Genomic DNA, 25,093 nt, shown 5'->3' on the forward strand with positions numbered 1-25,093 from the left:
ATACAGACAATAGATTATTCGACATACAATACCAATCCTTTCAGGTATTCACCTTCAGGATGGTAAATATTAACAGGATGGTCACCCGGCTGTGTGAGTTGATGCAAAATACGCACGCTACGTCCGCTTTGTGCAGCCGCAGTAAACACAGCATTACGGAAATTCATTTTATCCACAACTTGCGAACAAGAGAAAGTAAACAGAATTCCTCCCGGCTTTATTTTCTCAAACGCCTTGGCATTCAGCTTGGTATATCCGCGCAAAGCATTGCGAAGGGCATCTTTATGTTTGGCAAAAGCTGGCGGATCTAGGATTATCAAATCATACTGATCCCCCATACGGTCCAAGTACTTGAAAGCATCTTCGGCATAAGCCTGATGACGCGAGTCACCGGGGAAGTTAAGCTCTACATTCATATTTGTCAGATCGATGGCTTTGGCAGAGCTGTCTACCGAATGTACCAGGTTTGCTCCTCCGCGCATGGCATAGAAAGAAAATCCACCGGTATAACAAAACATATTCAGTACATTACGCCCCTTGGAATAACGTTCCAGTAAATGACGGTTCTCGCGTTGGTCGACAAAGAAACCAGTCTTTTGTCCTTTCAGCCAATCCACATGGAATTTCAAACCATATTCCATAGCAATATTCTCAGGACTTCCTCCTTTGATAAAGCCATTTTCTGGTTCTAAATCCGCCTTAAACGGCAAAGTGGTTTCCGACTTATAATAAATATTCCGAACCACATCGCCCATCACTTCCGACAAGGCTTCGGCTATCTCCATGCGGTAGACGTGCATACCGGCAGAATGTGCCTGCATCACTGCCGTATGATCATACACATCTATAATAAGCCCCGGCAGATTATCACCTTCTCCATGCACCAAACGGTAAGTGTTATTGGTGGGGTTGCCAGCCAGACCTAAACTCCGGCGCAAATCATACGCCACCTCCAGACGATGTTTCCAAAAGTCATGGTCTATTTCTTTCTGAGTAAAGGTTAGCACCCGTACGGCAATGCTCCCAATCTGGAAATGTCCGCAAGCAATAAATTCTTTCTTTGATGTGTACACATCTACAATTTCACCTTCTTCGGGCTCTCCCTCTATGTGATGGATAGCTCCCGAAAACACCCAAGGATGAAAACGTTTCAACGATTCTTCTTTACCCGGTTTCAGGTATACTTTTTTATAAGCCATCGGTAGTTACTGTTGATTCTATTGGTTCGTTTTGTATTATTTCGTAATCGCCCGTGCGTTCCAATTCGGACAGGCAGTTGTAAATTTCCACACACGCCCATGCATCGGTGGCAGCATATAACTTTTGCCCTTCACTCAGTACATCGGCTTCCCAATTGGAAAGGCGCTGATTCTTTGAGATCTTCTCTCCGAAAAGGTTGGCATATATCTTTTGCAGGCTTCTGTCTTCAATACCAAACTTGCCTACATATTCTTGCAATTCTATCCAGTTTCCACGATCGGGACGCATATCCTGACGTTTACGCAATGAGTTGAAATCATCTTTCAGTGACAAGCCTATCTTGAGGGTATCGCTCATCAAGAACTCCTGCAACGAATCGGGCATGCCGATACGGTTAAGCCTGAACAGGAAACAAGTGTCCTGTGTGGAAATCTGCAACAATGCCACCTTGTGGGTAGTTCCTCGTTTGAATGAGGGACGGGTTTCCGTATCCACTCCCACTATGCGCTGATCCTTGAGATAAGCCACTGCTTTTTCGGCGTCACTTTCGGTATAAACCACAAATATACGTCCGGGAAAAAGCACTTTGGGCATTGCAGCTATTTCTGCTTTACTTATACTTTTCTTTATTAACTTCATAATAATCGGTTCTCATCTTCCATTTCCGAATCGTCTTCATCCATTACATCTTCTTTGTCTTCATCGGCGGAATTATATTTCACATCGTGCAGGGCACGCATCGTATTCACCAAACGTTGTCCCCAAAATTCTTCAAAATGCTCTTTACAAATCACCAGCGAATCGTTCATCGTCTCGTTCAGTCCCAATTGAAACACACTGATAAAATCTTTCAAGTCCTGATAAATATCAGCCAAATCTTCGGATATACATTTCTTTATAGGTGTATCACTGTATGCCATATCAGGCAGAAAGACTTCCAAATAGTCGTCTTTAGAGCCCAACACTTCGGCCACAGCCATGCGTATCAGTTCATAATCTTCTTCTGTTACGAATGTTTCGGGGTCAAACTCCCCTATCCGTTCGCAAGGAGGTATCATGGATGCTTTTAAATAGAGCAACGGAAGAATTTTGAGGGCGGTGTCTACAAATGTGCCCCGCTTGGCATCACGTGTTCTTTCTAAAAAGCCGCAATATTCGGCAGCTACCGTCACAAACTCCACTGTATTTTTGTCAAATATCACCTGACTATACTTTTCCATAACATTAAAATTGAATCGCAAAGGTAAGAAAAAAGAGATTAATTAAGCCAATAATTAATGATTTTCATGTACATTTGCGAAATAATAAATCGCATTAATAAATATGGCTAAGAAAAAAACAGATAAAGAGACCGAACCTAAAAAGATTTCGACGAATCGGTTTACTACATTTTTTAAGAGTGAGACAACACATTTTGTTATAGGACTCATCAGTGTGATATTCGCCGTTTACTTATTGCTGGCTTTTACTTCCTTCTTTTTCACGGGAGCGGCAGACCAAAGCATATTGGACAACCAGCAACCGGGTGAGCTGATGCAGACCACTAATCATGTGAAAAACTACGCCGGCGCACGCGGTGCACAATTGGCGGATTTCCTTATCAACGAATGTTTCGGGCTTGCCGCTTATTTCATCATTCTTTTCCTTGCTGTTGTAGGAATGAAAATGATGAAAGCCTACCAGTTCCGTGTATGGAAATGGTTTATGTCTTGTTCTATCCTACTTATTTGGTTCTCCATTACACTGGGATTTATTTTCAACGGAACCTTCAGCGACAGTTTTATCTACCCTGGAGGACTGCACGGACATAATGTAAGTGCATGGTTGGTTTCTCAAATCGGCATACCCGGTCTGGGACTGCTTTTACTGATAACCGCCCTTCTCTTCTTTGTCTATCTGAGCAGTGAAACTATCAATATGATTCGTAAGGCACTTCATCCCAATTTCAGAAGGAAGAAGAAAGATACGCCCACAACAACCGACAACGAAAATTATGATGCAAATATCAAGCCTAAAAAAGAAGAAAAGAAAGAATATTCCAATCCACAACCTGCCGTGGTAGACTTTGAGCTGGAACAACCCATAAAAGTGGAAGTAGGCAGCGAAGAGGAAGAAGCACCCAAAGATCCATTCCCTTTTGAAGAAAAGCAGGTGAACGAGCCTCAACTCTCTGCACCTGCAAGTACAAGCGAAGAAGAGGAAGAAGATAATGACGAACCCGACTTTACCGTATCCGATGATACATCGGAAGAGGATGAAGAGTATAAAGGTCCTGCCTTACAGCCTTATAATCCGCGCCTCGATCTGGAAAACTATAAATTCCCCACTCTTGATTTGTTGAATCAATATGAGGACAATGGCCCTAATATCGATATGGAAGAACAGAATGCCAACAAAGATCGCATTATCAAAGTATTGCGCAGTTTTGGCATTGAGATAAGCTCTATCAAAGCCAGTGTAGGACCTACTATTACATTGTATGAAATTACTCCGGCAGAAGGCGTGCGTATCTCTAAAATCCGTAATTTGGAAGATGACATAGCACTGAGTTTGTCTGCATTGGGTATCCGTATCATTGCCCCTATACCGGGTAAAGGTACTATTGGTATAGAGGTTCCGAATGCCAATCCGCGTATTGTGCCGATGCAATCTATTCTCAACAGCAAGAAATTTCAGGAAACCACTATGGAACTACCAATAGCATTGGGAAAAACAATCACCAATGAAGTGTTTATGGTAGACTTGGCTAAAGCACCGCACATGCTCGTAGCAGGTGCCACGGGACAAGGTAAATCCGTAGGATTGAACGCCATTGTCACTTCCTTATTATATAAGAAGCATCCGGCGGAACTGAAATTTGTTATCGTAGACCCTAAAAAAGTGGAATTCTCTGTTTATACTCCGATAGAGAGACATTTCCTTGCCAAACTGCCAGATGGAGAAGATGCTATTATCACCGATGTTTCGAAAGTGGTGCAAACGCTGAACTCGCTTTGTGTAGAAATGGATACGCGTTACGATTTATTACGCAAAGCCGGATGCCGTAATATTAAAGAATACAACGCCAAGTTTATCAGCCGCCAGTTGAATCCTGAAAAAGGGCATCGCTTTATGCCTTACATCGTGATTATCATCGATGAGTTCGGTGACCTGATTATGACTGCCGGAAAAGAAGTGGAATTGCCTATTTGTCGAATTGCACAGTTAGCACGTGCAGTAGGTATTCATGCTATCATCGCTACCCAGCGTCCGACAACAAATATCATCACCGGTACCATTAAAGCCAACTTCCCGGCCCGTGTCGCTTTCCGTGTGGCTGCCATGATGGACTCCCGTACCATCCTTGACCGTTCGGGTGCACAGCAGTTGATTGGTAAGGGTGACATGCTTTACTTACAAGGCAATGATCCCGTACGTGTACAATGTGCTTTTGTCGATACTCCCGAAGTGGAACGCATCGCAAATTACATCAGCAAACAACAAGGTTATCCTACCGCTTTCATGCTGCCCGAATATGTGGGTGAAGAAAGTGAAAGTAGCATAGGAGAAGTGGACATGAACCGCCTCGACCCGATGTTTGAAGATGCAGCCCGTCTGGTAGTTATCCACCAACAAGGTTCTACCTCACTGATTCAGCGTAAATTCTCTATCGGTTACAACCGTGCAGGACGTATTATGGATCAGTTAGAAAAAGCAGGCATCGTAGGCCCCACTCAGGGAAGTAAGGCACGTGATGTACTTTGTATGGACGAGACCGACCTGGAAATGAAATTGAACAATCTGCAACAATAAATTGTTTAGTAGAATCATGCTTAAATTAAAAAAGATATATTTATTGATATTGGCACTGTGCCTCTCGACCAGTATGTTTGCCCAGAAGGACAAACAAGCCCGCGAAGTGCTGGACAAGACAGCCGCGGCTATGAAAGATGCCGGAGGAATACGCGCTGTGTTCGGCGGTACATCCAACGGTACATTACTGTTAAAAGGAGAGCAATTCTACCTGAACAGCGGAGGTGTACAAAGCTGGTTTGACGGGAAGACGCAATGGAGTTATCTGGAAAGCAGTGACGAAGTGAACATAAGTACCCCCACCCCGGAGGAACTGCAAGGTATCAATCCATACTCATTGCTCTCACTCTATAAAAGCGGTTATAACTATAAGTATGCAGGTATGAAAACCCGCAATGGCAAGCAAGGTTATGAAGTGACCTTGACTCCTGAGAAGAAACAGGAAATCGCTTCCATTACCTTATTTGTTTCAAAAACATACGAACCGTTATACATCAAAATACTGCAAAGTAACAAAACGGTCAACGAGATTATCGTATCTTCTTATCAAACCCATCAGCCATTGGATAATGAATCATTCAGGTTTGATAAAAGGAAATATCCGAATGCCGAAGTGATTGATTTAAGAAACTAACAATTTAAAGTAACGAATAAAAAATTATGAGTACAGAGAAAGTAAAATGCCTGATTATCGGTTCAGGCCCCGCAGGTTACACCGCTGCTATCTATACAGGGCGTGCCAACATTGCTCCGGTCCTTTATGAAGGACTTCAGCCGGGCGGACAGCTCACTACTACTACCGATGTAGAGAATTTCCCCGGTTATCCCGAAGGTATCAGTGGACCGCAGCTAATGGAAGATTTACGCAAACAGGCAGAACGCTTCGGCGCAGACATCCGCACAGGCATCGCCACTTCTGCCGATCTGAGCAAACGTCCTTACCGCATCACCATCGATAACGAAAAGGTAATCGAAACAGAAACGGTCATCATCTGCACAGGAGCCACAGCCAAATATTTGGGGCTGGACGATGAAAAGAAATATGCAGGCATGGGAGTCAGTGCATGTGCTACTTGCGACGGATTCTTCTACCGCAAAAAGACGGTTGCCGTAGTAGGTGGCGGTGATACGGCTTGTGAAGAAGCTATTTATTTAGCCGGCCTAGCCAAACAGGTTTACCTGATTGTACGTAAGCCGTTCTTGCGCGCTTCTAAAATCATGCAGGCACGCGTGATGAACCATCCGAACATCAAAGTCCTGTTTGAACACAATGCAACAGGTCTATACGGCGAAAACGGTGTAGAAGGCGTTCACTTGGTTAAACGCGCAGGCGAATGTAACGAAGAGCACTACGACCTTCCCATCGACGGTTTCTTCTTAGCTATTGGCCACAAGCCTAACTCTGATATTTTCAAACCATACGTCGATACAGACGAAGTGGGTTACATCATTACCGAAGACGGTACTCCCCGCACCAAGGTTCCCGGAGTATTTGCTGCAGGAGACGTAGCCGACCCGCACTACCGCCAAGCTATCACTGCGGCAGGAAGTGGCTGCAAGGCCGCTATCGAGGTAGAAAGATACCTCTCTGCCAACGAACTTTTATAAAAAAACAATAACCCCACAACAAACAACACCATGACACACTTCTTTAAGAAGCTAGTGGCTGCCTGGTTTATCCTAGGCAGCGTTGCGGTGGGATTTGCTCAGCAAATGCCACCCATCCCTACGGACGCCAATGTCCGCATCGGTAAATTAGAAAACGGGCTGACGTATTACATCCGCCATAACAATTTGCCCGAAAAAAGAGCTGATTTCTACATCGCTCAAAAAGTTGGCTCCATCTTGGAAGATGATAATCAGCGCGGTCTGGCTCACTTTTTGGAACACATGTGCTTCAACGGCACAGAAAACTTCCCCGGAAAAACATTAATCAGCTATCTGGAAAGTATCGGTGTACGTTTCGGCGAGAACCTGAATGCTTATACCTCTATTGATGAAACTGTTTACAACATCAACAATGTGCCCGTTACGCGAGACGGAATTATAGATTCCTGTCTGCTTATCCTGCATGACTGGGCAGACGGGCTGACACTCGACCCGAAAGAAATCGATAGCGAACGAGGTGTTATCCATGAAGAATGGCGCACAAGCACAGGAGCTATGATACGTATGTACGAAAAAGTACTTCCCATTGCCTACCCAAACAGTAAATACGGCCATCGTCTGCCTATCGGAACAATGGAAGTGGTAGATAACTTCCCTCATCAGGCATTGCGTGACTATTATGAAAAATGGTATCGTCCCGACCAACAAGGCATCATGATTGTCGGAGACATTGATGTAGATAAGATGGAAGCTAAGATTAAAGAAATCTTCTCTCCTATCAAAATGCCGGCAAACCCAGCCGAACGCGAGTACTTCCCCGTGCCGGACAACAAAGAAACAATTGTGACCATTGCCAAAGATAAGGAACAGACCAACACGATTATTTATCTCTGGCATAAACATGACATCGTTCCCAATGAGGCTAAAAACAATATGGACTATCTGGTACTGAACTATATGAAGTCTATGGCAAACAATATGCTTAACGCCCGTTTGAACGAACTGAAAGAAACTCCGCAACCTCCGTTTATCTATGCAGTGACTGAAGATGGAAACTTCTTCCTGTCTAAGACAAAGGATGCCTTTACCGGTATTGCCGTAAGTAAGGAAGACGGAATAGACACAGCACTTTCTGCATTGGCACGCGAGATAGAACGCGTACGCCAATTCGGTTTTACCGCCTCTGAATACGCACGTGCCAAAGCGGATTATCTGCGCCAATTGGAATCAGCTTATAATGAACGTGATAAAGTAAAAAACAATGCGTATGTAAACGAGTATGTACGCCATTTCATCGACAATGAACCTATCCCCGGCATTGATGCAGAATATGCCATCATGAATCAAATTGCTCCCAACATTCCGGTGGAAGCAATCAACTCACTCATTCCGTCACTAGTAAGTGACAGTAACATCGTGGTCAATATTTTCTGCCCTGAAAAAGAAGGCATGAAATATCCGACCGAACAAGAAATTATGGATGTGCTCAACAAGGTGAAAGCTGAAAAACTCACTGCGTATGAGGATAAGGTATCCGATGAACCGTTAATTTCCGAACAACCGAAAGCCGGCACCATCGTAAAAACAGAAGAAGGACCGTTCGGTTCTACCGTACTCACTTTGTCAAACGGTGTACGTGTCATCTTGAAAACGACAGATTTCAAGGCTGACGAAATTCGTATGCGTGCATTCAGTCCCGGTGGTAACTCCTTGTTCCCCGACAATGAAATTCTTCAGATAAAGGTACTGAACGATGTAGCCGGATTGGGTGGACTGGGTAACTTCAGTAATGTAGATCTGGAAAAAGTTCTGGCCGGAAAGAAAGCCAGCATCAGTACTGCCGTAAACGGTCTGAGCGAAGGAATGAACGGAAGCTGCTCACCCAAAGATTTGGAAACCCTGCTGCAACTGGTTTACCTGAGTTTCACTGCTCCGCGTATGGATCAAAATGCATTTGAATCATATAAGAGCCGCACCAAAGCAGCCCTTGCCAATCAGGAGGCTAATCCGCAAATCGCATTGTCTGACTCACTGCAGAAAGCAATGTATATGAACCATCCGAGAGCCTTACGTGTCAAAGCGGATATGATTGACAAAATTGACTACAACCGAATCATGGAAATGTATAAAGACCGCTTTAAAGACGCCGGAGATTTTACTTTCCTCTTTGTCGGAAACATAACCTTGGATGAGGCCAAGCCGTTGATTGAGACTTATCTGGGAGGATTGCCAACCATCCACCGCACCGAAAATTTCCGCGATACCAAGATGGATATCCGGAAAGGCAAATACACCAATATCTTCAACAAGAAACTGGAAACTCCATTGGCCAGCGTATTGATAGTCGCCAGTGGAAAATGCGAATATACATTGAAGAACGATGTGTTGATGTCTTTCCTCACTCAATCATTGGATAAGGTATATCTGGAAAGTGTCCGCGAGAAAGAAGGCGGTTCGTATGGTGTGAGTGTATATGGACAACTCAGCCGTTATCCGAACGACGATGAAGCTTTCCTGCAAATCTATTTCGATACCGATCCTGCCAAACGCGAGAAGATGACGCAAATCGTCATGAACGAATTACAAAAGATAGCACAGGAAGGCCCGTCTGCCGAACACATAAACAAGGCAAAAGAGTTTATGCTGAAGAAACATACCGAGCAAGTAAAAGAAAACGGTTATTGGTTGAATATGCTGAACCAATATTATTGGTATAAAGCCGATATGGACAGCAATTTCCAGCAATTGGTAGAAAGTATCACTCCCGAAGATGTGAAACAATTTGCCAAAGCTCTGTTGGGACAAGACAATTGCATCGAAGTCAGCATGACTTCCGGCGAAACAAAATAATCGTCCTTGCCTATGCTTTTTACGATTATAAGAAGAAACGAGAAACTTGCCGCAAAGCGGAGTCCGATGTTCGACAAGAACCGCTTTGCCAAGTTTCTAATCTATTTCATGGTAGCATATTGGGCAGCGCTCCTCTTACTTATGGGGGTAACGCTGCCCTCAGCTTTTGAGTCGTCAGCTCCGAATATGGAGTCTTACCACATCCTGAATCAAGGATTAATATATGTGTTGATGGCTGACTTTCTAGTGCGTTTTGTAATTCAAACCGCCACTTCGCACGAAATCAAGCCATATCTGCTTATGCCGGTCAAAAAGAAGAAACTGATAGACACCTTATTGCTTCAATCAGCGATAAGCATGTATAACCTTTTCTGGTTTTTCTTTTTCGTACCGTTTGCTTTTCTTTCCATTTTTCGTTTTTATGGAGTAACGGGAATCGTGTGTTATCTGATAGGTATATGGCTGCTCATGGTATTGAACAACTATTGGTATCTGCTATGCAAGATGCTGCTCAACGAAAAAACCGCTTACTTGTTACTTCCGTTGGCTGTATACGGTCTGCTGGCCCTAGCCGAATTCATTCCCGAAGGTAATCCCATCAGTACTTTCACCATGAATCTGGGAGAAGGGTTTATCGAAGGAAGTCTGCCGGCCTACCTGAGTGTCATTATCCCTATCCTCGCAATGATACTCATCAACCGCACCTTGCAAATACGTTTACTCTATAGCGAAATATCCAAGGTGGAAGATACGAAAATGAAGCATGTATCAGAATACAAATTTCTGGACCGCTATGGGGAAATAGGTGAATACCTGCGTTTGGAACTGAAATTATATTTCCGCAACAAGACGGTCAAGACGCAGTTCCGTATGGGATTCATCATCATGATCGCATTCTCATGTGTACTCGCCTTCACCGAGGTTTACGACAGAATGACAAACTTTATCTGCATCTATAATTTTGCCATTCTGCCCGTCATGACATTGGGACAAGTGATGTGCTTCGAAGGGAATTATCTGGATGGCCTGATGAGCCGCAAGGAATCCATATACAATTTATTGCGGGCTAAATATTATTTAAACAGCCTGATTTTGCTGATTCCTTCGCTTATTATGATTATACCTATCAGTCAAGGAAAAATCTCTCCGTTGATGGCCTTGTCTTATTTGCTCTTCACCATAGGGGCTGTGTTCTTCACCTTGCTCCAACTGGCTGTATACAACAAAAAGACGCTCCCGCTGAACGCCAATGTGATGCGCAGCAACAGAGGCAACTCCCTGTTTCAGAGTTTACTCATCTCGTGCGCCCTGTTCATGCCGATAATTGTCAACTCCGCACTGACCATGGTCTTGGAGCAGGACAAGGCATTTGTTATTATGATGCTTATAGGGCTGGTACTGATTGCAACCCATAATATCTGGATAAAGAATATCTATAACCGTTTCATGAAACGCCGCTATGACAACATGGAAGGCTTTCGTGATTCCCGATAAAATGAATAACGTATGAATATCACAATAGAGCAATTGAAAAAGGATTTCGGTACAAAAGTAGCCGTAGACATAGAGAACTACACCATTCAAAGCGGTGATATGCTGGGATTGGTAGGTAACAACGGTGCCGGAAAAACGACCCTGTTCCGACTGATGCTGGATTTACTGAAAGCAGACAGCGGAAATGTATGTATTGGCGACTTCAATGTGAGCAAGAGTGAAGAATGGAAAAATGTGACCGGAGCGTTTATCGATGACAGTTTTCTGATTGATTATCTCACTCCCGAAGAATATTTCTATTTCGTAGGAAAAATGTATGGTTTGAAAAAGGATGAAGTGGATGAACGGATTAGCAAGTTCAACCGCTTTATGAACGGAGAAGTGATTGGACAGAAAAAGCTTATCCGCAACTACTCGGCAGGCAACAAACAGAAAGTAGGTATCATCTCCGCGATGTTGCATCAACCACAAGTATTAATACTGGATGAACCGTTTAATTTTCTCGACCCCACTTCACAATCGGTAATCAAGCATATCCTGAAAGCCTACCATGAAGAAACCGGAGCGACTATTCTCATCTCAAGTCATAACCTGAATCATACAGTTGATATCTGTCCACGCATCGCATTGCTTGAAAACGGAAAGATTATCCGTGACATTGACAATCACGATAATTCTGCCGAGAAAGAATTGGAAGACTATTTTAATGTAAAAGAATAATAGGATAATGAAGAAACTCCTCTCCCATCTACTGATACTAAATACATTAGCCGTTCTACTGGCCTCATGTGGCACGTCTGCCCCGAGTTATAATTACAAAGAACTGGCACGCGCCTCCATACGCCTTCGTATGGATATAGACATGAAAGACAACCATCGGTTGTATGTAGAATCAGCAGAATGGTTGGGAGTTCCCTATCGAGGAGGGGGCAACAATAAAAGAGGCATAGACTGCTCCGGCCTGACTTCTCACTTGTACAAAAAAGTCTATCGCAAGAAGTTGGAACGTAACTCCGACGACCAGCGCACCCAAAACTGCCGTAAAGTAAGCAAGAGCAATTTACGTGAAGGAGATTTGGTATTTTTCCATAACGGACGCAAAAAAAGAGTCGCCAGCCACGTAGGAATCTACCTGAAAGATAATAAATTTATCCATGCAAGTACCAGTCGCGGAGTGATTGTCAGTAACCTGAATGAAGAGTATTATCGCAAACACTGGCTCTCGGGCGGCCGTGTATCCAGCATAAAATAAGCAATTATTTCTCCCAAAAAGTCCTAAAGATTATCTATTAATTCCCTATCTTTATGCCAAAAGCGCAAAATGGAATACGGTATTTATTTATTTGATTTCGATTATACCTTGGCCGACTCATCCCGCGGGATTGTGATTTGCTTCCGCAATGTATTAACGCGCCACGGACACACTAATGTAACAGATGAAAGCATCAAACGCACTATTGGGAAAACCCTTGAAGATTCATTCAGTATTCTGACCGGTATTACCGACAAAGATACGCTTGCCTCATATAAGAAAGAATATGTGAAGGAAGCAGATACACACATGACTGCCAATACCAAATTTTTCCCTGAAACCGTAACGGTATTGAAAGCCTTAAAAGAAAAAGGAGCCAAAATCGGCATCATCTCCACCAAGTACCGGTACCGCATCAATGAAATGGTAAACCAGCATTTCCCTAAAAAGTTTTTCGACATAATTATCGGTGGAGAAGATGTTAAAAAAGCGAAGCCGAGCCCTCAGGGACTTCTGAAAGCACTACGCCGCCTGCATTGCAAGAAAAAAGATACATTATATATAGGTGACAGCATAGTCGATGCACAAACCGCCCAATTAGCCGGAGTCGACTTCGTAGGTGTCTTAAACGGCATGACTACGCGCGAAGAACTTGCCATTTACAGATATAAGCAGATTCTGCCTAACCTTACCCTACTGCCTTTGGTAAATAAGACAGCTACACCTCCCCCCTTTCATCGGTTACTCCCACATAAGGCCCTTGTCTATTATCGGTTCCTTCATCAAAAACAGATTGGAGGGAAAAAGGAATTACCTAAAAACCGACAGAACCATACATGCAAAAATTGCGGAAAGACATTTCACGGCAATTTCTGTCCCGATTGCGGGCAGACACAAGACACACCACGCTTCACCATTCGTAATGCTTTTCAAAACATATTAAGCGGATTTTTCAATATTGATAACGGATTCAGCCGTAACCTATTGGAGTTTCTTTATCGCCCGGGATACATGATAAGAGATTATATAGACGGAAAACGGGTGCATTACTTCAAGCCATTCCAAAGTCTATTTGTGTTAGCCGCCCTCTATATCATGTGCGTCCAGCTAATAGACCCGGAAGCGCTGAAGAACAAAGAAAAAGAATACGAAGGCAATCCCACGTACGAGCAACTGATAGACAACATCAAGAACCAGCGAAAATACGCGACCAGAGACAGTGCCAAGATTTATTTGGGACAAAGCTTGCTCTATGCCGACAGTGCCCGAATAGCGGATGCCGACATCACCCTAGAAGATAAAATAAATGTAAAGTTGAAAAACACACCGGATAACCCACAAGCCACAACCGACAATGATGACGACATTGTTGACGACTTAGTAGAGGCCGGTGTAGCTGTAAGCGTAGCATTAGACGAATATAAAGAGAACTTCCTAAGCGAAAACAAATATATTTCGGCCGTTTACAATTTAATGAGAAGTTGGATTCACGGAAATAAGGCTTTCAGTATACTGCTCTTGCTACCAGTCTTTACATTGGCAAGCCGATGGAGCTTCCGCAAATCTCTTGTCGGTCACCGATTTAACCTGACCGAGCAATTCTTTGTACAGGTATATATCGCCAGCCAGATACTCTGGGTATCCCTTCTCATCCTGCCCTTCACCCGAGAAGCGCACCTAAATGACATTTTCGACTTGAATAACAAAGCTATTTTTCTCCTATTCGTATGGGACTATCGGCAATTATTTAACCTGTCATGGTGGAGCAGCTTCAAACGGACTATCGTCATGTTCTGCTATTGTATACTGATTATGATGTTAGCAGCAACCCTGATTATCACAATATTTGCAATTATCAACTATCTCAGATAAGCAGTAGAATGATGAATGTATGATTTTAACAAAAAAAGAGCAGAAAGTTTTTGAAGTTCAAAATAATATCAGTAATTTTGTGCCCGATTTAGTCCGTGGAGGTCGAAAAGAGACTTCAGAGATGATGTCCACCTTACGGAGAAAACCCGTTTAATATAAAAAATAACATGTACGTAATTGTAGAAATTAACGGTCAGCAGTTCAAAGCTGAAGAAGGCAAGAAACTGTTTGTACACCACATTCAGGATGCTGAAAACGGCAAGACTGTTGAATTTGAAAAAGTATTGTTGGTAGACAACAACGGAACAGTAACTGTAGGTGCTCCTACCGTTGACGGTGCCAAAGTAGTTTGTGAAGTAGTATCTCCGCTGGTAAAAGGCGACAAAGTACTCGTATTCCACAAGAAGAGAAGAAAAGGTCATAGAAAGCTGAACGGTCACCGTCAACAGTTTACAGAGTTAACTATTAAACAAGTTATTGCTTAATCATTTAAAATTTTAAGAAGAAATGGCACATAAAAAAGGTGTAGGTAGTTCTAAGAACGGCCGTGAATCAGCAAGTAAGAGATTAGGCGTTAAGATATTTGGTGGACAGGCTTGTAAAGCAGGAAACATCATCGTTCGTCAGAGAGGTACAGAATTCCATCCGGGTAACAACATCGGTATGGGTCGTGACCACACTCTTTTCGCTTTGGTAGATGGTACAGTATGTTTCAAAGTGGGTCGTGAAGATAGAAGATCAGTATCTATCATCCCGGCTGTAGAAGCATAATTCAGTTCCTACAAGAAAAAAACGAATTCAAGAAAGGCTCTTTTATAAAGAGCCTTTCTTTGTTTTATATCAGCAGGCTCCAAAGAATCATTGCAAAAGATAAAAAGCGTTTCAGAAAAGACCATAGTCTTTCTAGCAACTCATATTGTTCTGAAAACAAGTACCTTGCCGCGTACATGAATAATAAAGCGATTACCGACAGCTTCATTCAATGTCCCTTGCCACCAGTTCGTAAAAACAGAAAGAGGATAAACCAAGCCGTCTGCTGAAAGTTCCGTAGCCCCCATATTAAAAACAGAGACCTGCTGAGCCGGAAAAGACTCGAAAACACTATCCTCTTCAATGGGAGTAAACATTCCATAATCAGTCAACATCCTCACCTCTGCCTGATCCATATAATCAGCAAGCAGACTGATATTTCCTAAAGTATGGTCTTCCCGCTTACCGGTAGCTCCCATAACCGTAATATCCCGTCGCCCCTGGGACAAACAGAAACGAAATGCCTTACATTCGTATCCTGCTCTGCCTCGCGATGAATGAGATGAGCATAGCGTTCTTTTATCTCCGGCAATAACGAATCACCATCCCCCACAACAGCCGCCGGCCTCTTCCCAAAATGAAGATATGCATTAGCCGCTCCATCACAACAAACCACATAACGACACTCCCTCAGCCATTTCCCGGCCAAAGGAGAAGAAGGAAAGTCTCCGTCTGCCAATATAATAGTTTGAGGTACATTCATATATTCCGGTAATTTATATTCTTTCATTCTGCTACATTCATTAATTGTTTCCATTTCAGATATCCGAAAAAAGCGATTAGGGCGTAAAGGCCATAAAGGAAAGAAGTGAAATAAAGATCTTTATAAAGATACAACCCGCAAGATACAACATCTACAACAAGCCAAACCAACCATTGTTCCACATATTTATGCGCCAACATCCACATCGCTATAATACTCAAAGCCGTAGTAAAACTATCCCACCAAGGCACGGTACTGTCCGTATACGCTGCCAGCACCTCACCTATCAAGGCAAATACGACACACAGGGCAATAAGCAAAGGGATAAGCAATTTGCGAGGGGTAAAAGTAATCTGTTTCTCCCGCTTACCGGGAACATGCCTCAGCCATACCCACCAGCCATAGACACCTGCCAATAAATAATAAACACTGATACCCGAATCCGCATACAGCCCCACCTGATAGTACACAACTATATAAATGGCCGGCATAATGACACTCACGGGCCACAACCAAATGCTTGCCTTGTATTCAAACCACAAATAAAGCAGGCCGACAAGAGTACCCGCTATTTCAAGATAATTCATCTTCCGTTCATTTTCATATTAAATCCAAATACAAAAGTAACGAATAACTCATACACCTTACCATTTTTTTCCCTATCTTTGTCCACCAATTAAAGAAATATCAAAAAGAGTAAAAGATATGCTTACTATTAAACAGATTACCGACAACACGGAAGGAGTTATCCGTGGATTGGAGAAGAAGCACTTCAAAGATGCAAAAGCAACTATTGAACAAGTGCTTGCATTTAACGACAAAAGACGTAATACCCAGAATCAATTAGATAAAAACCTGGCAGAAGTCAACTCAATCTCGAAGTCTATCGGTCTGCTCATGAAAGAAGGCAAAAAGGAGGAAGCAGAAACTGCCAAGGCACGTGTAGCCGAGATTAAAGAAATCAGCAAAACCCTGCAAGCCGAAATGGACCAAGCTCAGGAAGACATGAACAATCTGCTCTATACCATTCCCAATGTTCCTTATGATGAAGTGCCCGAAGGCTTCGGAGCCGAAGACAATGTAGTGGAAAAGATGGGAGGTATGGAAACCGAGCTTCCTAAAGATGCCCTCCCCCACTGGGAACTTGCCAAGAAATATGATCTAATCGATTTCGACTTGGGTGTAAAAATTACCGGCGCCGGTTTCCCTGTATATAAAGGTAAAGGAGCACGTTTGCAACGCGCACTCATTAACTTTTTCCTAGACGAAGCACGCGCTTCCGGTTATGACGAAATTATGCCGCCGACGGTTGTCAACACCGCCTCCGGTTACGGAACCGGACAATTGCCCGATAAGGAAGGACAGATGTATCACTGCGAAGTAGATGACTTATATTTGATTCCTACCGCCGAAGTACCGGTCACAAACATCTACCGCGATGTTATTTTGGAAGAAAAGCAATTACCTATCAAGAATTGTGCATACACTCAATGTTTCCGTCGTGAAGCCGGTTCATACGGTAAGGATGTTCGTGGTCTGAACCGCCTGCATGAGTTCTCCAAAGTAGAATTGGTGCGCATTGACAAACCCGAGCATTCCAAACAGTCACATCAGGAAATGCTGAATCACGTAGAAGGTCTATTGCAGAAGTTGGAACTCCCCTATCGCATTCTCCGTCTTTGTGGCGGTGATATGAGTTTTACAGCTGCTCTTTGCTTCGATTTTGAAGTATATTCGGAAGCACAGAAACGTTGGTTGGAAGTCAGCTCTGTTTCAAACTTCGATACCTATCAAGCCAACCGTCTGAAATGCCGCTACCGCAATGCAGACAAGAAAACCGAACTTTGCCATACATTGAACGGTTCAGCATTGGCATTGCCCCGCATCGTTGCCGCCCTGCTTGAAAACAATCAGACACCCGAAGGAATCCGCATCCCGAAAGCATTGGTTCCTTATTGTGGATTCGACATGATTGACTAATGTATTATGCTGTAACCGGTTACACATTTCGTATATAATAACAAGACTTAGTCATATAGAACAAGCCGCCCGCATAAAAGGGCGGCTTTTCTTTTGTCGTTAGAAAATATAATCATAACTTTGCGAACAATTATCAAATTGATATCCAACTAAGAAGAACAACTAACTTATAGTATAGCAAAATGAATAAGATTATTTCAAAAGAACATTTCTCAGAAAAGGTCTTTAAACTGGTGATAGAGGCTCCTCTTATTGCAAAGTCACGCAAAGCAGGACACTTTGTAATCGTCCGTGTAGGTGAAAAGGGCGAACGTATGCCGCTGACCATAGCCGGTGCAGACCCCATAAAAGGAACTATCACATTGGTAGTACAAGAAGTAGGACTCTCCTCTACCCGTCTTTGCGAACTAAATGAAGGTGATTACATCACTGATGTGGTAGGCCCATTAGGAAAAGCGACTCATATCGAAAACTTCGGAACCGTAGTTTGTGCCGGAGGCGGTGTAGGCGTTGCACCGATGCTTCCTATTGTCCAAGCATTAAAAGCTGCCGGAAACCGTGTCATCACCGTATTGGCAGGGCGCAGCAAAGAGTTGATTATCCTCGAAAAAGAGATGCGCGAAAGTTCTGACGAAGTAATCATTATGACAGACGACGGTTCTTATGGCCGCAAAGGATTGGTGACCGAAGGCGTGGAAGAAGTGATAAAACGCGAAAAAGTAAACAAATGTTTCGCCATAGGTCCTGCCATTATGATGAAATTTGTTTGTCTGCTGACTAAAAAATATGAAATTCCCACCGATGTATCTCTAAACACCATCATGGTGGACGGAACAGGCATGTGTGGCGCATGCCGCATCACTGTGGGAGGCAAAACACGCTTCGTATGTGTAGACGGACCGGAATTTGACGGCCACCAAGTAGACTTCGATGAGATGCTAAAACGTATGGGAGCTTTCAAAGAGATTGAAAGAGAAGAAATTCATAAACTGGATACAGATAAACAGCCCGAAACATGCGAAGCGACCAAAGAACTTGATGGACGCGATGCCCCTTGGCGTACAGAATTGCGCAAAGCGATGAAACCCAAGGAACGTATGTCCATTCCTCGTGTCAAGATGAATGAACTGGATGCTGAATACCGTTCACATAGCCGTAAAGAGGAAGTCAACTTGGGGCTGAATGAAGAACAAGCCGTAACGGAAGCCAAACGTTGCCTGGATTGTCCCAATCCGACCTGCATGAACGGTTGTCCGGTGGGAATCAACATTCCTAAATTCATTAAAAACATTGAACGAGGAGAATTTCTCGAAGCAGCAAAAACACTGAAAGAGACCAGTGCATTGCCGGCTGTATGTGGCCGCGTTTGTCCGCAAGAAAAACAATGCGAATCACAATGTACACATCTGAAAGCCGGACACGAAGCCGTTGCCATTGGCTATCTGGAACGCTTTGCTGCTGATTACGAACGCGAAAGCGGACAAATATCCGTCCCTCAAATAGCCGAAAAGAATGGCATCAAAATAGCGGTTATCGGCTCAGGTCCTGCAGGACTTTCATTTGCCGGAGATATGGCAAAACAGGGCTATGAAGTAACTGTATTCGAAGCCTTGCATGAAATCGGCGGTGTGTTGAAATATGGTATTCCCGAGTTCCGTCTGCCCAATAAAATTGTAGATGTAGAAATCAACAACTTGGCAAAAATGGGTGTTACTTTCATTAAAGATTGCATTGTGGGCAAGACCATCAGTGTAGAAGAGTTGGAAGCCGAAGGATTCAAAGGCATATTTGTCGCATCAGGCGCAGGTCTGCCCAACTTCATGAATATTCCGGGAGAAAACTCCATCAATATCATGTCTTCCAATGAATACCTGACCCGTGTAAATCTGATGGATGCCGCCAGTGAAGACTCCGATACTCCGGTCGTATTTGGAAAAAATGTAGCCGTTATCGGTGGTGGTAATACTGCCATGGACTCTGTCCGCACTGCCCGCCGTCTGGGAGCAGAGCGTGCTATGATTATCTACCGGCGTTCGGAAGAAGAAATGCCGGCACGTCTGGAAGAAGTAAAACACGCTAAAGAAGAAGGGGTAGAATTTATGACCCTTCACAACCCCATTGAATATATCGCTGATGAGAAAGGCCGCGTCAAGCAAGTGGTATTACAAAAGATGGAATTGGGCGAACCTGACGCTTCGGGCCGTCGCAGTCCTGTAGCGATTCCGGGAGCAACAGAAACCATTGACATAGACATGGCCATTGTCAGTGTAGGCGTGTCTCCCAATCCGATTGTTCCCAGCTCTATCAAAGGATTGGAATTAGGACGCAAGGGTACTATCGCTGTAAACGATAATATGCAATCGTCCATCCCGACCATTTATGCCGGTGGAGACATCGTTCGCGGAGGAGCAACGGTTATTTTGGCAATGGGTGACGGTCGCAAAGCTGCCGCTGCAATGCATGCACAATTAACCCAACAATAATAAGTGCCCGGCATCACTCCCTCCATGAAATAGCATCGAGTTTTCATGGTATCCCCCTAGCCGTCAGGTTAGGGAAAACACCTGAGGGTGTGTCGGAACGCTCATACACTAAAAATCACCCTCGCCACAGAGAATTGTAGCGAGGGTGATTTCGATAAAAAGAGCCATATCATTACTTAAAAACAGAGTTTGATATGGCTCCTTTATAATTGTTAGTTACAATCTGTAACTTTGCAGAGTGGTCATGTTAGTTTTGACACACCTTCAACTAAAAGTCTATTTTTAAATACATCCTCTTTTTCCTTCTCCCTATTCACCACCTTTGTAAAAGATATATTATCGTTAACCAAATAATACTTAAAGTGCCGAGGTAATAAACAAATAATAACGCAGATTTAACCACCATTACGTGCACTCCTGCTTACTTTTGCCAACAATTATAACCATAAAGAGAAAAACGAATGACCCGAAGGGTAAGTCTCAGTATATTACTCTGTACCTTAGCAGCACTGACGGCACAAGCACAATGGAGCAAACAAGATTCTATCCGTTTACAGCAATTGTTAAACGGAGAGGGAGAACTAATCATCAACAAAGAAGCTGTAAAATCAATTCATTTCGACTTTAATCCGACTAAGGATGCCATCCAAGGAAATCCGATGATGTCACAAGATAAACCGTGGATGAAATTTCTAGATGCCTTACCCAAGAACTTTGGAGATACCACCCAATGGATAAAACCCAAATATGTCCGCTTTACCCCCTATACCCCTTACACAAAATGGAATGAAGATCCTGTAAACGATCCGATTATCACCAATGAAAAGGAACTGAAAATATCCATGGTGCTAAACGTTAACAGCACAATCAAATACGATGTAAGAGAGCAACGTGTTATGCCTCCTAGCAAAAACAACAATGCCATTCAAGCCAGTGTAGGGGTAGCATATGCCTTCGATGCCGAAAAATTACTTTATGAAAACTTCAGCAAACGAGGACGCGCCATCAAACGCAACCGCAAGCATGCCAACGCATGGAAAACCTACATGGACTATATACCAACCCTACAAGACACGGTGAAAAAAGACACTGTGATGATGATGGAACTTCTACGCAAACAGGCAGAAAAGCTCTACCCGGGAGTGATAGAATCTACTGACTCTCTACTTTTTAAAAACAAAACAGACGGCCAAGGCCAGACAAAGGAAAGCCGCTAAATGAGGGCCGTGCACGAAATCTATGGCAAGTATCGGATGGAAATCGGTTTTCTCCTTTCATGAACCGCTGAAACGTCCTGTTGATGGGGATTCCGGCTCAGTTTGAAATCTTGGGGATTCAACCTCTGCATACGTTTTGAACTCCTTAAGTCGTTTCATTAGCCGGCCTAAGCGTTTTCGTCCTTTCGATTATGCCTGTTTGTAAGTCGAATTACTACAGTCTTCGGCAATGGACTGTATAGTCTGCTACCGAAGACTGTACAGTCCACCGTAACAGACTGTACAGTCCGCTGCCGGAGACTGTAATAATCTTCCGTTTAAAGAGACTTGGCCGACCCAAAGAAACGGCTTACTCTTCCTTTGGTTGGCGATTACGTCAAGTCCTGAATGTATCGGATGATGAAAAGACAGGCATCCGCCTTCCCTTCTTATTCGGATTGTGACAGGATGCCCTTTAAGATATCAAAGTGAAAAGAACGGCATTTGAGGGAACTCTTATGCTGCCCTTTCCTATATTAAACTATTTCATAAAAACAAAATACACAGCCAATATTAAGCAAACAAAGGCAGCCATGTGATTCCAATGCAATGCTTCACCTTTAAAAAATACAGTTGTAAAGACTGTGAATATAACAAGAGTTATTACTTCTTGAATAACTTTCAACTGCATCAATGAAAATGGTCCACCATTACCAACAAACCCAATGCGGTTCGCTGGAATTTGACAAGAATACTCAAAAAAAGCAATTGACCAACTAAAGGCTATAACACCAATTAGAGGAAGAGCGGCAAACCAAGAATATTCCTGTTTCATCTTTAAATGACCATACCAGGCAAAAGTCATGAAGACATTCGATACTATAAGCAATAAAATCGTGTAGAGAGCTTTCATATTGTTCTAATTCTACTATACATTATTATATATATCAACGTAAAGTGTTAAAACTCCAGTTGTTTTTTATTATACTCAGAGAACGCGACAGCAATCACACCTATCAATGGAAGCGCGCAAACTGTTTTTAATCTATTTTGTCAGGAAGTAAATCCTCCTGTATATTTGTCATACTTCCCCACAAGCAATAACGTGCCTCGGGATTCAATTTTTCTAAAGACTTCAGCACCTCTTTCATGTCCGAACGATTCGACTCACTCTCGTAAGGACAATTCTTTATCTGCCGATGATAACCGCGAACACGAGCCATCTCCGACAAATCAGACTCATGCACCAAACACATGGGACGAATAATCGTCATATCAAACTTACGCATCACCAACCGAGGCGGCATAGTTCCGAATGCCCCTTGAAAAGTGATATTCATCAGCAATGTTTCCAAAATATCATCCATGTGATGTCCCAATGCTATCTTAGTACACTCATACTCTTTAGCAACTGTAAAGAGAGCCTTCCTCCGGTTCCACGAACAAAGAAAACAAGGAGACTTACGAGTATCGGTAGACAAATCGAAAGATGTTTCGAAATACACAAATGGCACACCCAAACCCTCTGCATAATTTTTCAAATATTCCAAATCAGACTTATAAGGAATATTGGTCATACCAATGTGCGCTGCCATCACTGTAAAGTGTGGTTTCAAAATACGAGAACGTTTAGCCAACAATTCCAGCAACGCCAACGAATCTTTACCACCAGACAAACCGACTAATATCTTATCTCCATCTTCAATAAGACGATATTTCACCACCCCTTTGTTAAAGCGTTGCTCCACGCGGCGCATTATTTTATCTTCTTCCGTAAATTGTGCCATATCTGTTTTTAGAAATCGGGCACAAAAATACATGAAAAGAATGATTTATGGAAGATTTAATAAAATAGAATGAAGTAATGTGGCATAATTCCAATTAATATTGTATTTTTGAATCTAGAATCGTACAAATATTGCAGATAAAAATGATACGCAAAAGATACATAGCCTGCTTGTTTGCCTTAGGGCTGACGAGCTGCATGATGGCGCAAAACCTCGAACAAGCTAAAAAACTTTTCCTTGAAGGAGAATTTGAAAAGGCCAAACCCGTGTTTCAGAGTTTGGTGAAAAAAGCCCCATCCAATGCCAATTACAATTATTGGTATGGTGCTTGCTGCTATGAGACCGGAGAAAAAGTTGAAGCACAACCCTATTTGGAGAAAAGTGCGGCACGCAAGGTGATTGATGCATTCAAATATCTGGGAAAGCTATATTATGATATGTACCGTTTTGAAGACGCAGTGGACAACTACGAGCAACACATCGAATGGCTGGAAAAGAAAAAACGACCAACCGAAGCAGCTGAAGCCGAATTGGAAATTATCAAACAAGGCGCACGCATGATTAAGGGTGTGGAAGACGTAACTGTAATAGATAGCTTTGTGGTAGACAAAAACGAATTTCTGAAAGCATATAAGGTGAGCCGTGAGTCAGGAACTCTACATCAAGACAACTCCATAGCAGGCACCATTTACCAATCGGAAATGGGTAATAAAGTGATTTATGGTAATCAAGACACTGATGGAAAAATGCAACTCTACTCACGCATAAAATTGATAAATGACTGGAGCGAGCCTGAGCCTTTAGAGGCCCTGAATGAACAGGGAAATGTCAACTACCCCTATCTGATGGCAGACGGAGTAACACTATATTATGCCTCTGACGGAGAAGGTTCGCTGGGTGGATATGATATATTTGTCACTCGCTATGACTCAGAAGGTAGCAGCTATTTACGGCCGGATAATATTGGAATGCCTTTTAATTCACCGGCCAATGACTATATGTACGTCATTGATGAACTAAATAACTTAGGATGGTTTGCATCCGACCGTTACCAACCTGAAGACAAGGTCTGCATTTACGTTTTTGTTCCAAATGAAACAAAGGTGGTATACGATTATGAAAATACTGACCCGGCAACACTTAGAGAAGCAGCTAGCTTACGCTCTATCCGAACCACCTGGAAAGATACAGACAAAGTACGTATTGCCAAACAAAAGTTAGCTGCCCTGATGTATACCAAAGATGCGGAAAAGAAGGAAGGAGACTTTTTATTTATAGTGGATGATTCCACTGTCTATCATACTCTCAATGATTTCCGTTCCACCTCTGCACGAGCCGCATACCAGCAAGTGCTACAGAAGCAGAAAGATTATGAAATGCTCTCCAAAAATCTTGAAGAGAAACGAGAGCAATATGCTCAAAGCAACAATTCGCAAAAGAAAACCCTCGCTCCCGGCATACTCGACCTGGAAAAGCGAACCGAGCAACTTTTGAAAGAAATTGAAAAGCTTACCCTGAACGTACGAAACGAAGAGATAAAGAAATTAAAACACTAATACAAACAAACTAAAAATGGAAGCACTCATCATTATCGCCCTGATATTGGCCGGCCTACTTCTCTTCATTGTGGAAGTATTCCTTATTCCGGGTATTAGTATTGCCGGAATAGCGTCAGCTATTTGTATTTTATATGCCAACTATTATGCTTTTTCCGCTCTAGGGGCAGAAGCAGGTTTTCTTACGCTGGCAGTTTCGGTTGCAGGATGTATTGGCATCACCGCGTGGTTTATGCACTCCAAGACAGTGGATAAACTGTCTTTGAAGAAAAGTCTCGATTATAAAATCAACCCATTGAAAGGATTGAATATTAAAGTCGGTAATGAGGGAATCGCTGTTACCCGTCTAGCCTTAATCGGTAATGCAGAGATAAGCGGACATATTATAGAAGTCCGTTCTGCCGACGGACTGATAGATGAAAAGACACCTATCTATGTAGAGCGTATCGTAGAAAATACGGTCATTGTACGTAAACTCAAATAACATAAATATTCACACTAAAATACAAA

General features: G+C 43.0%; 21 protein-coding genes and 1 pseudogene. 15 read left to right on the forward strand and 7 right to left on the reverse strand.

Annotated features, from left to right (window positions below; translation table 11 throughout):
- Window positions 1–14: 14 nt before the first annotated feature.
- From QYT14_RS10950 to QYT14_RS10960, 3 genes are read right to left on the reverse strand one after another with little or no spacing between them, the layout of a single operon-like run.
- Window positions 15–1,199, reverse strand: a complete 1,185-nt coding sequence (locus QYT14_RS10950) for a class I SAM-dependent rRNA methyltransferase (protein WP_288324833.1) — start codon at window positions 1,197–1,199, stop codon at window positions 15–17.
- On the reverse strand, window positions 1,189–1,839 hold the full coding sequence (locus tag QYT14_RS10955) for a 3'-5' exonuclease (protein ID WP_237038593.1): 651 nt from the start codon (window positions 1,837–1,839) through the stop codon (window positions 1,189–1,191). The genes QYT14_RS10950 and QYT14_RS10955 overlap by 11 nt, the downstream gene beginning before the upstream one ends.
- Window positions 1,836–2,420, reverse strand: coding sequence for a DUF5063 domain-containing protein (locus QYT14_RS10960; RefSeq protein WP_237038594.1), 585 nt, complete (start codon window positions 2,418–2,420; stop codon window positions 1,836–1,838). The genes QYT14_RS10955 and QYT14_RS10960 overlap by 4 nt, the downstream gene beginning before the upstream one ends.
- Before the next feature lie 103 nt (window positions 2,421–2,523).
- Between QYT14_RS10960 and QYT14_RS10965 the strand changes: the two genes are divergently transcribed.
- The 10 genes from QYT14_RS10965 to rpmA all read left to right on the forward strand — a co-directional run bounded on the left by QYT14_RS10965 (window position 2,524) and on the right by rpmA (window position 14,839).
- Window positions 2,524–4,992 carry a DNA translocase FtsK gene (locus QYT14_RS10965; protein ID WP_288324832.1) on the forward strand — a complete coding sequence of 823 codons (2,469 nt, stop codon included), beginning with the start codon at window positions 2,524–2,526 and terminating at the stop codon, window positions 4,990–4,992.
- Window positions 4,993–5,008: 16 nt separating this feature from the next.
- Entirely contained in the window at window positions 5,009–5,626 is a 618-nt protein-coding gene (locus QYT14_RS10970; RefSeq protein WP_288324831.1) for a LolA-like putative outer membrane lipoprotein chaperone, read from the forward strand.
- Window positions 5,627–5,652: 26 nt separating this feature from the next.
- On the forward strand, window positions 5,653–6,600 hold the full coding sequence (trxB, locus tag QYT14_RS10975) for a thioredoxin-disulfide reductase (RefSeq protein WP_288324830.1): 948 nt from the start codon (window positions 5,653–5,655) through the stop codon (window positions 6,598–6,600).
- 30 nt (window positions 6,601–6,630) lie between these two features.
- The gene (locus QYT14_RS10980) at window positions 6,631–9,450 is read left to right on the forward strand and encodes an insulinase family protein (protein ID WP_237038598.1); all 2,820 of its coding nucleotides are present in this window, start codon (window positions 6,631–6,633) and stop codon (window positions 9,448–9,450) included.
- Between the two features lie 12 nt (window positions 9,451–9,462).
- The gene (locus QYT14_RS10985) at window positions 9,463–10,944 is read left to right on the forward strand and encodes a DUF5687 family protein (protein ID WP_237038599.1); all 1,482 of its coding nucleotides are present in this window, start codon (window positions 9,463–9,465) and stop codon (window positions 10,942–10,944) included.
- Between the two features lie 12 nt (window positions 10,945–10,956).
- Window positions 10,957–11,664: an ABC transporter ATP-binding protein gene (locus QYT14_RS10990; RefSeq protein ID WP_288324829.1), complete on the forward strand. Its 708-nt coding sequence runs from the start codon at window positions 10,957–10,959 to the stop codon at window positions 11,662–11,664.
- Window positions 11,665–11,671: 7 nt separating this feature from the next.
- Entirely contained in the window at window positions 11,672–12,196 is a 525-nt protein-coding gene (locus QYT14_RS10995; RefSeq protein ID WP_288324828.1) for an NlpC/P60 family protein, read from the forward strand.
- 69 nt (window positions 12,197–12,265) lie between these two features.
- Complete coding sequence (locus tag QYT14_RS11000) at window positions 12,266–14,068, forward strand: HAD-IA family hydrolase (protein ID WP_288324827.1); 1,803 nt, start codon at window positions 12,266–12,268, stop codon at window positions 14,066–14,068.
- Window positions 14,069–14,235: 167 nt separating this feature from the next.
- Window positions 14,236–14,553 (forward strand): 50S ribosomal protein L21, encoded by a 318-nt coding sequence (rplU, locus tag QYT14_RS11005; RefSeq protein ID WP_237038603.1) that lies wholly within the window; start codon window positions 14,236–14,238, stop codon window positions 14,551–14,553.
- Window positions 14,554–14,575: 22 nt separating this feature from the next.
- Window positions 14,576–14,839 carry a 50S ribosomal protein L27 gene (gene rpmA, locus QYT14_RS11010; protein ID WP_237038604.1) on the forward strand — a complete coding sequence of 88 codons (264 nt, stop codon included), beginning with the start codon at window positions 14,576–14,578 and terminating at the stop codon, window positions 14,837–14,839.
- 140 nt (window positions 14,840–14,979) lie between these two features.
- Here rpmA and QYT14_RS11015 read toward each other — a convergent pair.
- Together QYT14_RS11015 and pnuC are read right to left on the reverse strand one after the other, a co-directional pair.
- A pseudogene (locus QYT14_RS11015) lies at window positions 14,980–15,608 on the reverse strand (thiamine diphosphokinase).
- Complete coding sequence (gene pnuC, locus QYT14_RS11020) at window positions 15,605–16,168, reverse strand: nicotinamide riboside transporter PnuC (protein ID WP_237038641.1); 564 nt, start codon at window positions 16,166–16,168, stop codon at window positions 15,605–15,607. The pseudogene QYT14_RS11015 and the gene pnuC overlap by 4 nt, the downstream one beginning before the upstream one ends.
- A gap of 118 nt (window positions 16,169–16,286) precedes the next feature.
- Here pnuC and serS point away from each other — a divergent pair, with 118 nt between their 5' ends.
- The 3 genes from serS to QYT14_RS11035 all read left to right on the forward strand — a co-directional run bounded on the left by serS (window position 16,287) and on the right by QYT14_RS11035 (window position 21,261).
- A complete protein-coding gene (serS, locus tag QYT14_RS11025) occupies window positions 16,287–17,561 on the forward strand; it encodes a serine--tRNA ligase (RefSeq protein ID WP_237038607.1) in 1,275 nt (424 codons plus the stop codon).
- 182 nt (window positions 17,562–17,743) lie between these two features.
- Window positions 17,744–20,044: a bifunctional dihydroorotate dehydrogenase B NAD binding subunit/NADPH-dependent glutamate synthase gene (locus QYT14_RS11030; protein ID WP_237038608.1), complete on the forward strand. Its 2,301-nt coding sequence runs from the start codon at window positions 17,744–17,746 to the stop codon at window positions 20,042–20,044.
- A gap of 461 nt (window positions 20,045–20,505) precedes the next feature.
- Window positions 20,506–21,261, forward strand: a complete 756-nt coding sequence (locus QYT14_RS11035; RefSeq protein WP_237038609.1) for a DUF4858 domain-containing protein — start codon at window positions 20,506–20,508, stop codon at window positions 21,259–21,261.
- Window positions 21,262–21,781: 520 nt separating this feature from the next.
- Here the strand turns inward: QYT14_RS11035 and QYT14_RS11040 are convergent.
- Window positions 21,782–22,153 (reverse strand): DMT family protein, encoded by a 372-nt coding sequence (locus QYT14_RS11040; protein ID WP_237038610.1) that lies wholly within the window; start codon window positions 22,151–22,153, stop codon window positions 21,782–21,784.
- A gap of 127 nt (window positions 22,154–22,280) precedes the next feature.
- The gene (locus QYT14_RS11045; protein ID WP_237038611.1) at window positions 22,281–23,027 is read right to left on the reverse strand and encodes a tRNA 2-thiocytidine biosynthesis TtcA family protein; all 747 of its coding nucleotides are present in this window, start codon (window positions 23,025–23,027) and stop codon (window positions 22,281–22,283) included.
- A 143-nt stretch (window positions 23,028–23,170) separates the two neighbouring features.
- On the opposite strand from QYT14_RS11045, the gene QYT14_RS11050 reads away from it, so the two are divergent.
- On the forward strand, window positions 23,171–24,583 hold the full coding sequence (locus QYT14_RS11050) for a hypothetical protein (protein ID WP_288324826.1): 1,413 nt from the start codon (window positions 23,171–23,173) through the stop codon (window positions 24,581–24,583).
- 16 nt (window positions 24,584–24,599) lie between these two features.
- Window positions 24,600–25,067 (forward strand): NfeD family protein, encoded by a 468-nt coding sequence (locus QYT14_RS11055; protein ID WP_288324824.1) that lies wholly within the window; start codon window positions 24,600–24,602, stop codon window positions 25,065–25,067.
- Window positions 25,068–25,093 lie beyond the last annotated feature (26 nt).

This window comes from uncultured Phocaeicola sp., from assembly GCF_948499155.1.
GTDB lineage: Bacteria > Bacteroidota > Bacteroidia > Bacteroidales > Bacteroidaceae > Phocaeicola > Phocaeicola faecalis.

Bases quoted from the DNA above. Each gene is read 5' to 3' on its own strand.
- QYT14_RS10950 (WP_288324833.1), bottom strand. From the start codon at position 1,199: ATGGCTTATAAAAAAGTATACCTGAAACCGGGTAAAGAAGAATCGTTG.
- QYT14_RS10955 (WP_237038593.1), bottom strand. From the start codon at position 1,839: ATGAAGTTAATAAAGAAAAGTATAAGTAAAGCAGAAATAGCTGCAATG.
- QYT14_RS10960 (WP_237038594.1), bottom strand. From the start codon at position 2,420: ATGGAAAAGTATAGTCAGGTGATATTTGACAAAAATACAGTGGAGTTT.
- QYT14_RS10965 (WP_288324832.1), top strand. From the start codon at position 2,524: ATGGCTAAGAAAAAAACAGATAAAGAGACCGAACCTAAAAAGATTTCG.
- QYT14_RS10970 (WP_288324831.1), top strand. From the start codon at position 5,009: ATGCTTAAATTAAAAAAGATATATTTATTGATATTGGCACTGTGCCTC.
- trxB (WP_288324830.1), top strand. From the start codon at position 5,653: ATGAGTACAGAGAAAGTAAAATGCCTGATTATCGGTTCAGGCCCCGCA.
- QYT14_RS10980 (WP_237038598.1), top strand. From the start codon at position 6,631: ATGACACACTTCTTTAAGAAGCTAGTGGCTGCCTGGTTTATCCTAGGC.
- QYT14_RS10985 (WP_237038599.1), top strand. From the start codon at position 9,463: ATGCTTTTTACGATTATAAGAAGAAACGAGAAACTTGCCGCAAAGCGG.
- QYT14_RS10990 (WP_288324829.1), top strand. From the start codon at position 10,957: ATGAATATCACAATAGAGCAATTGAAAAAGGATTTCGGTACAAAAGTA.
- QYT14_RS10995 (WP_288324828.1), top strand. From the start codon at position 11,672: ATGAAGAAACTCCTCTCCCATCTACTGATACTAAATACATTAGCCGTT.
- QYT14_RS11000 (WP_288324827.1), top strand. From the start codon at position 12,266: ATGGAATACGGTATTTATTTATTTGATTTCGATTATACCTTGGCCGAC.
- rplU (WP_237038603.1), top strand. From the start codon at position 14,236: ATGTACGTAATTGTAGAAATTAACGGTCAGCAGTTCAAAGCTGAAGAA.
- rpmA (WP_237038604.1), top strand. From the start codon at position 14,576: ATGGCACATAAAAAAGGTGTAGGTAGTTCTAAGAACGGCCGTGAATCA.
- pnuC (WP_237038641.1), bottom strand. From the start codon at position 16,168: ATGAATTATCTTGAAATAGCGGGTACTCTTGTCGGCCTGCTTTATTTG.
- serS (WP_237038607.1), top strand. From the start codon at position 16,287: ATGCTTACTATTAAACAGATTACCGACAACACGGAAGGAGTTATCCGT.
- QYT14_RS11030 (WP_237038608.1), top strand. From the start codon at position 17,744: ATGAATAAGATTATTTCAAAAGAACATTTCTCAGAAAAGGTCTTTAAA.
- QYT14_RS11035 (WP_237038609.1), top strand. From the start codon at position 20,506: ATGACCCGAAGGGTAAGTCTCAGTATATTACTCTGTACCTTAGCAGCA.
- QYT14_RS11040 (WP_237038610.1), bottom strand. From the start codon at position 22,153: ATGAAAGCTCTCTACACGATTTTATTGCTTATAGTATCGAATGTCTTC.
- QYT14_RS11045 (WP_237038611.1), bottom strand. From the start codon at position 23,027: ATGGCACAATTTACGGAAGAAGATAAAATAATGCGCCGCGTGGAGCAA.
- QYT14_RS11050 (WP_288324826.1), top strand. From the start codon at position 23,171: ATGATACGCAAAAGATACATAGCCTGCTTGTTTGCCTTAGGGCTGACG.
- QYT14_RS11055 (WP_288324824.1), top strand. From the start codon at position 24,600: ATGGAAGCACTCATCATTATCGCCCTGATATTGGCCGGCCTACTTCTC.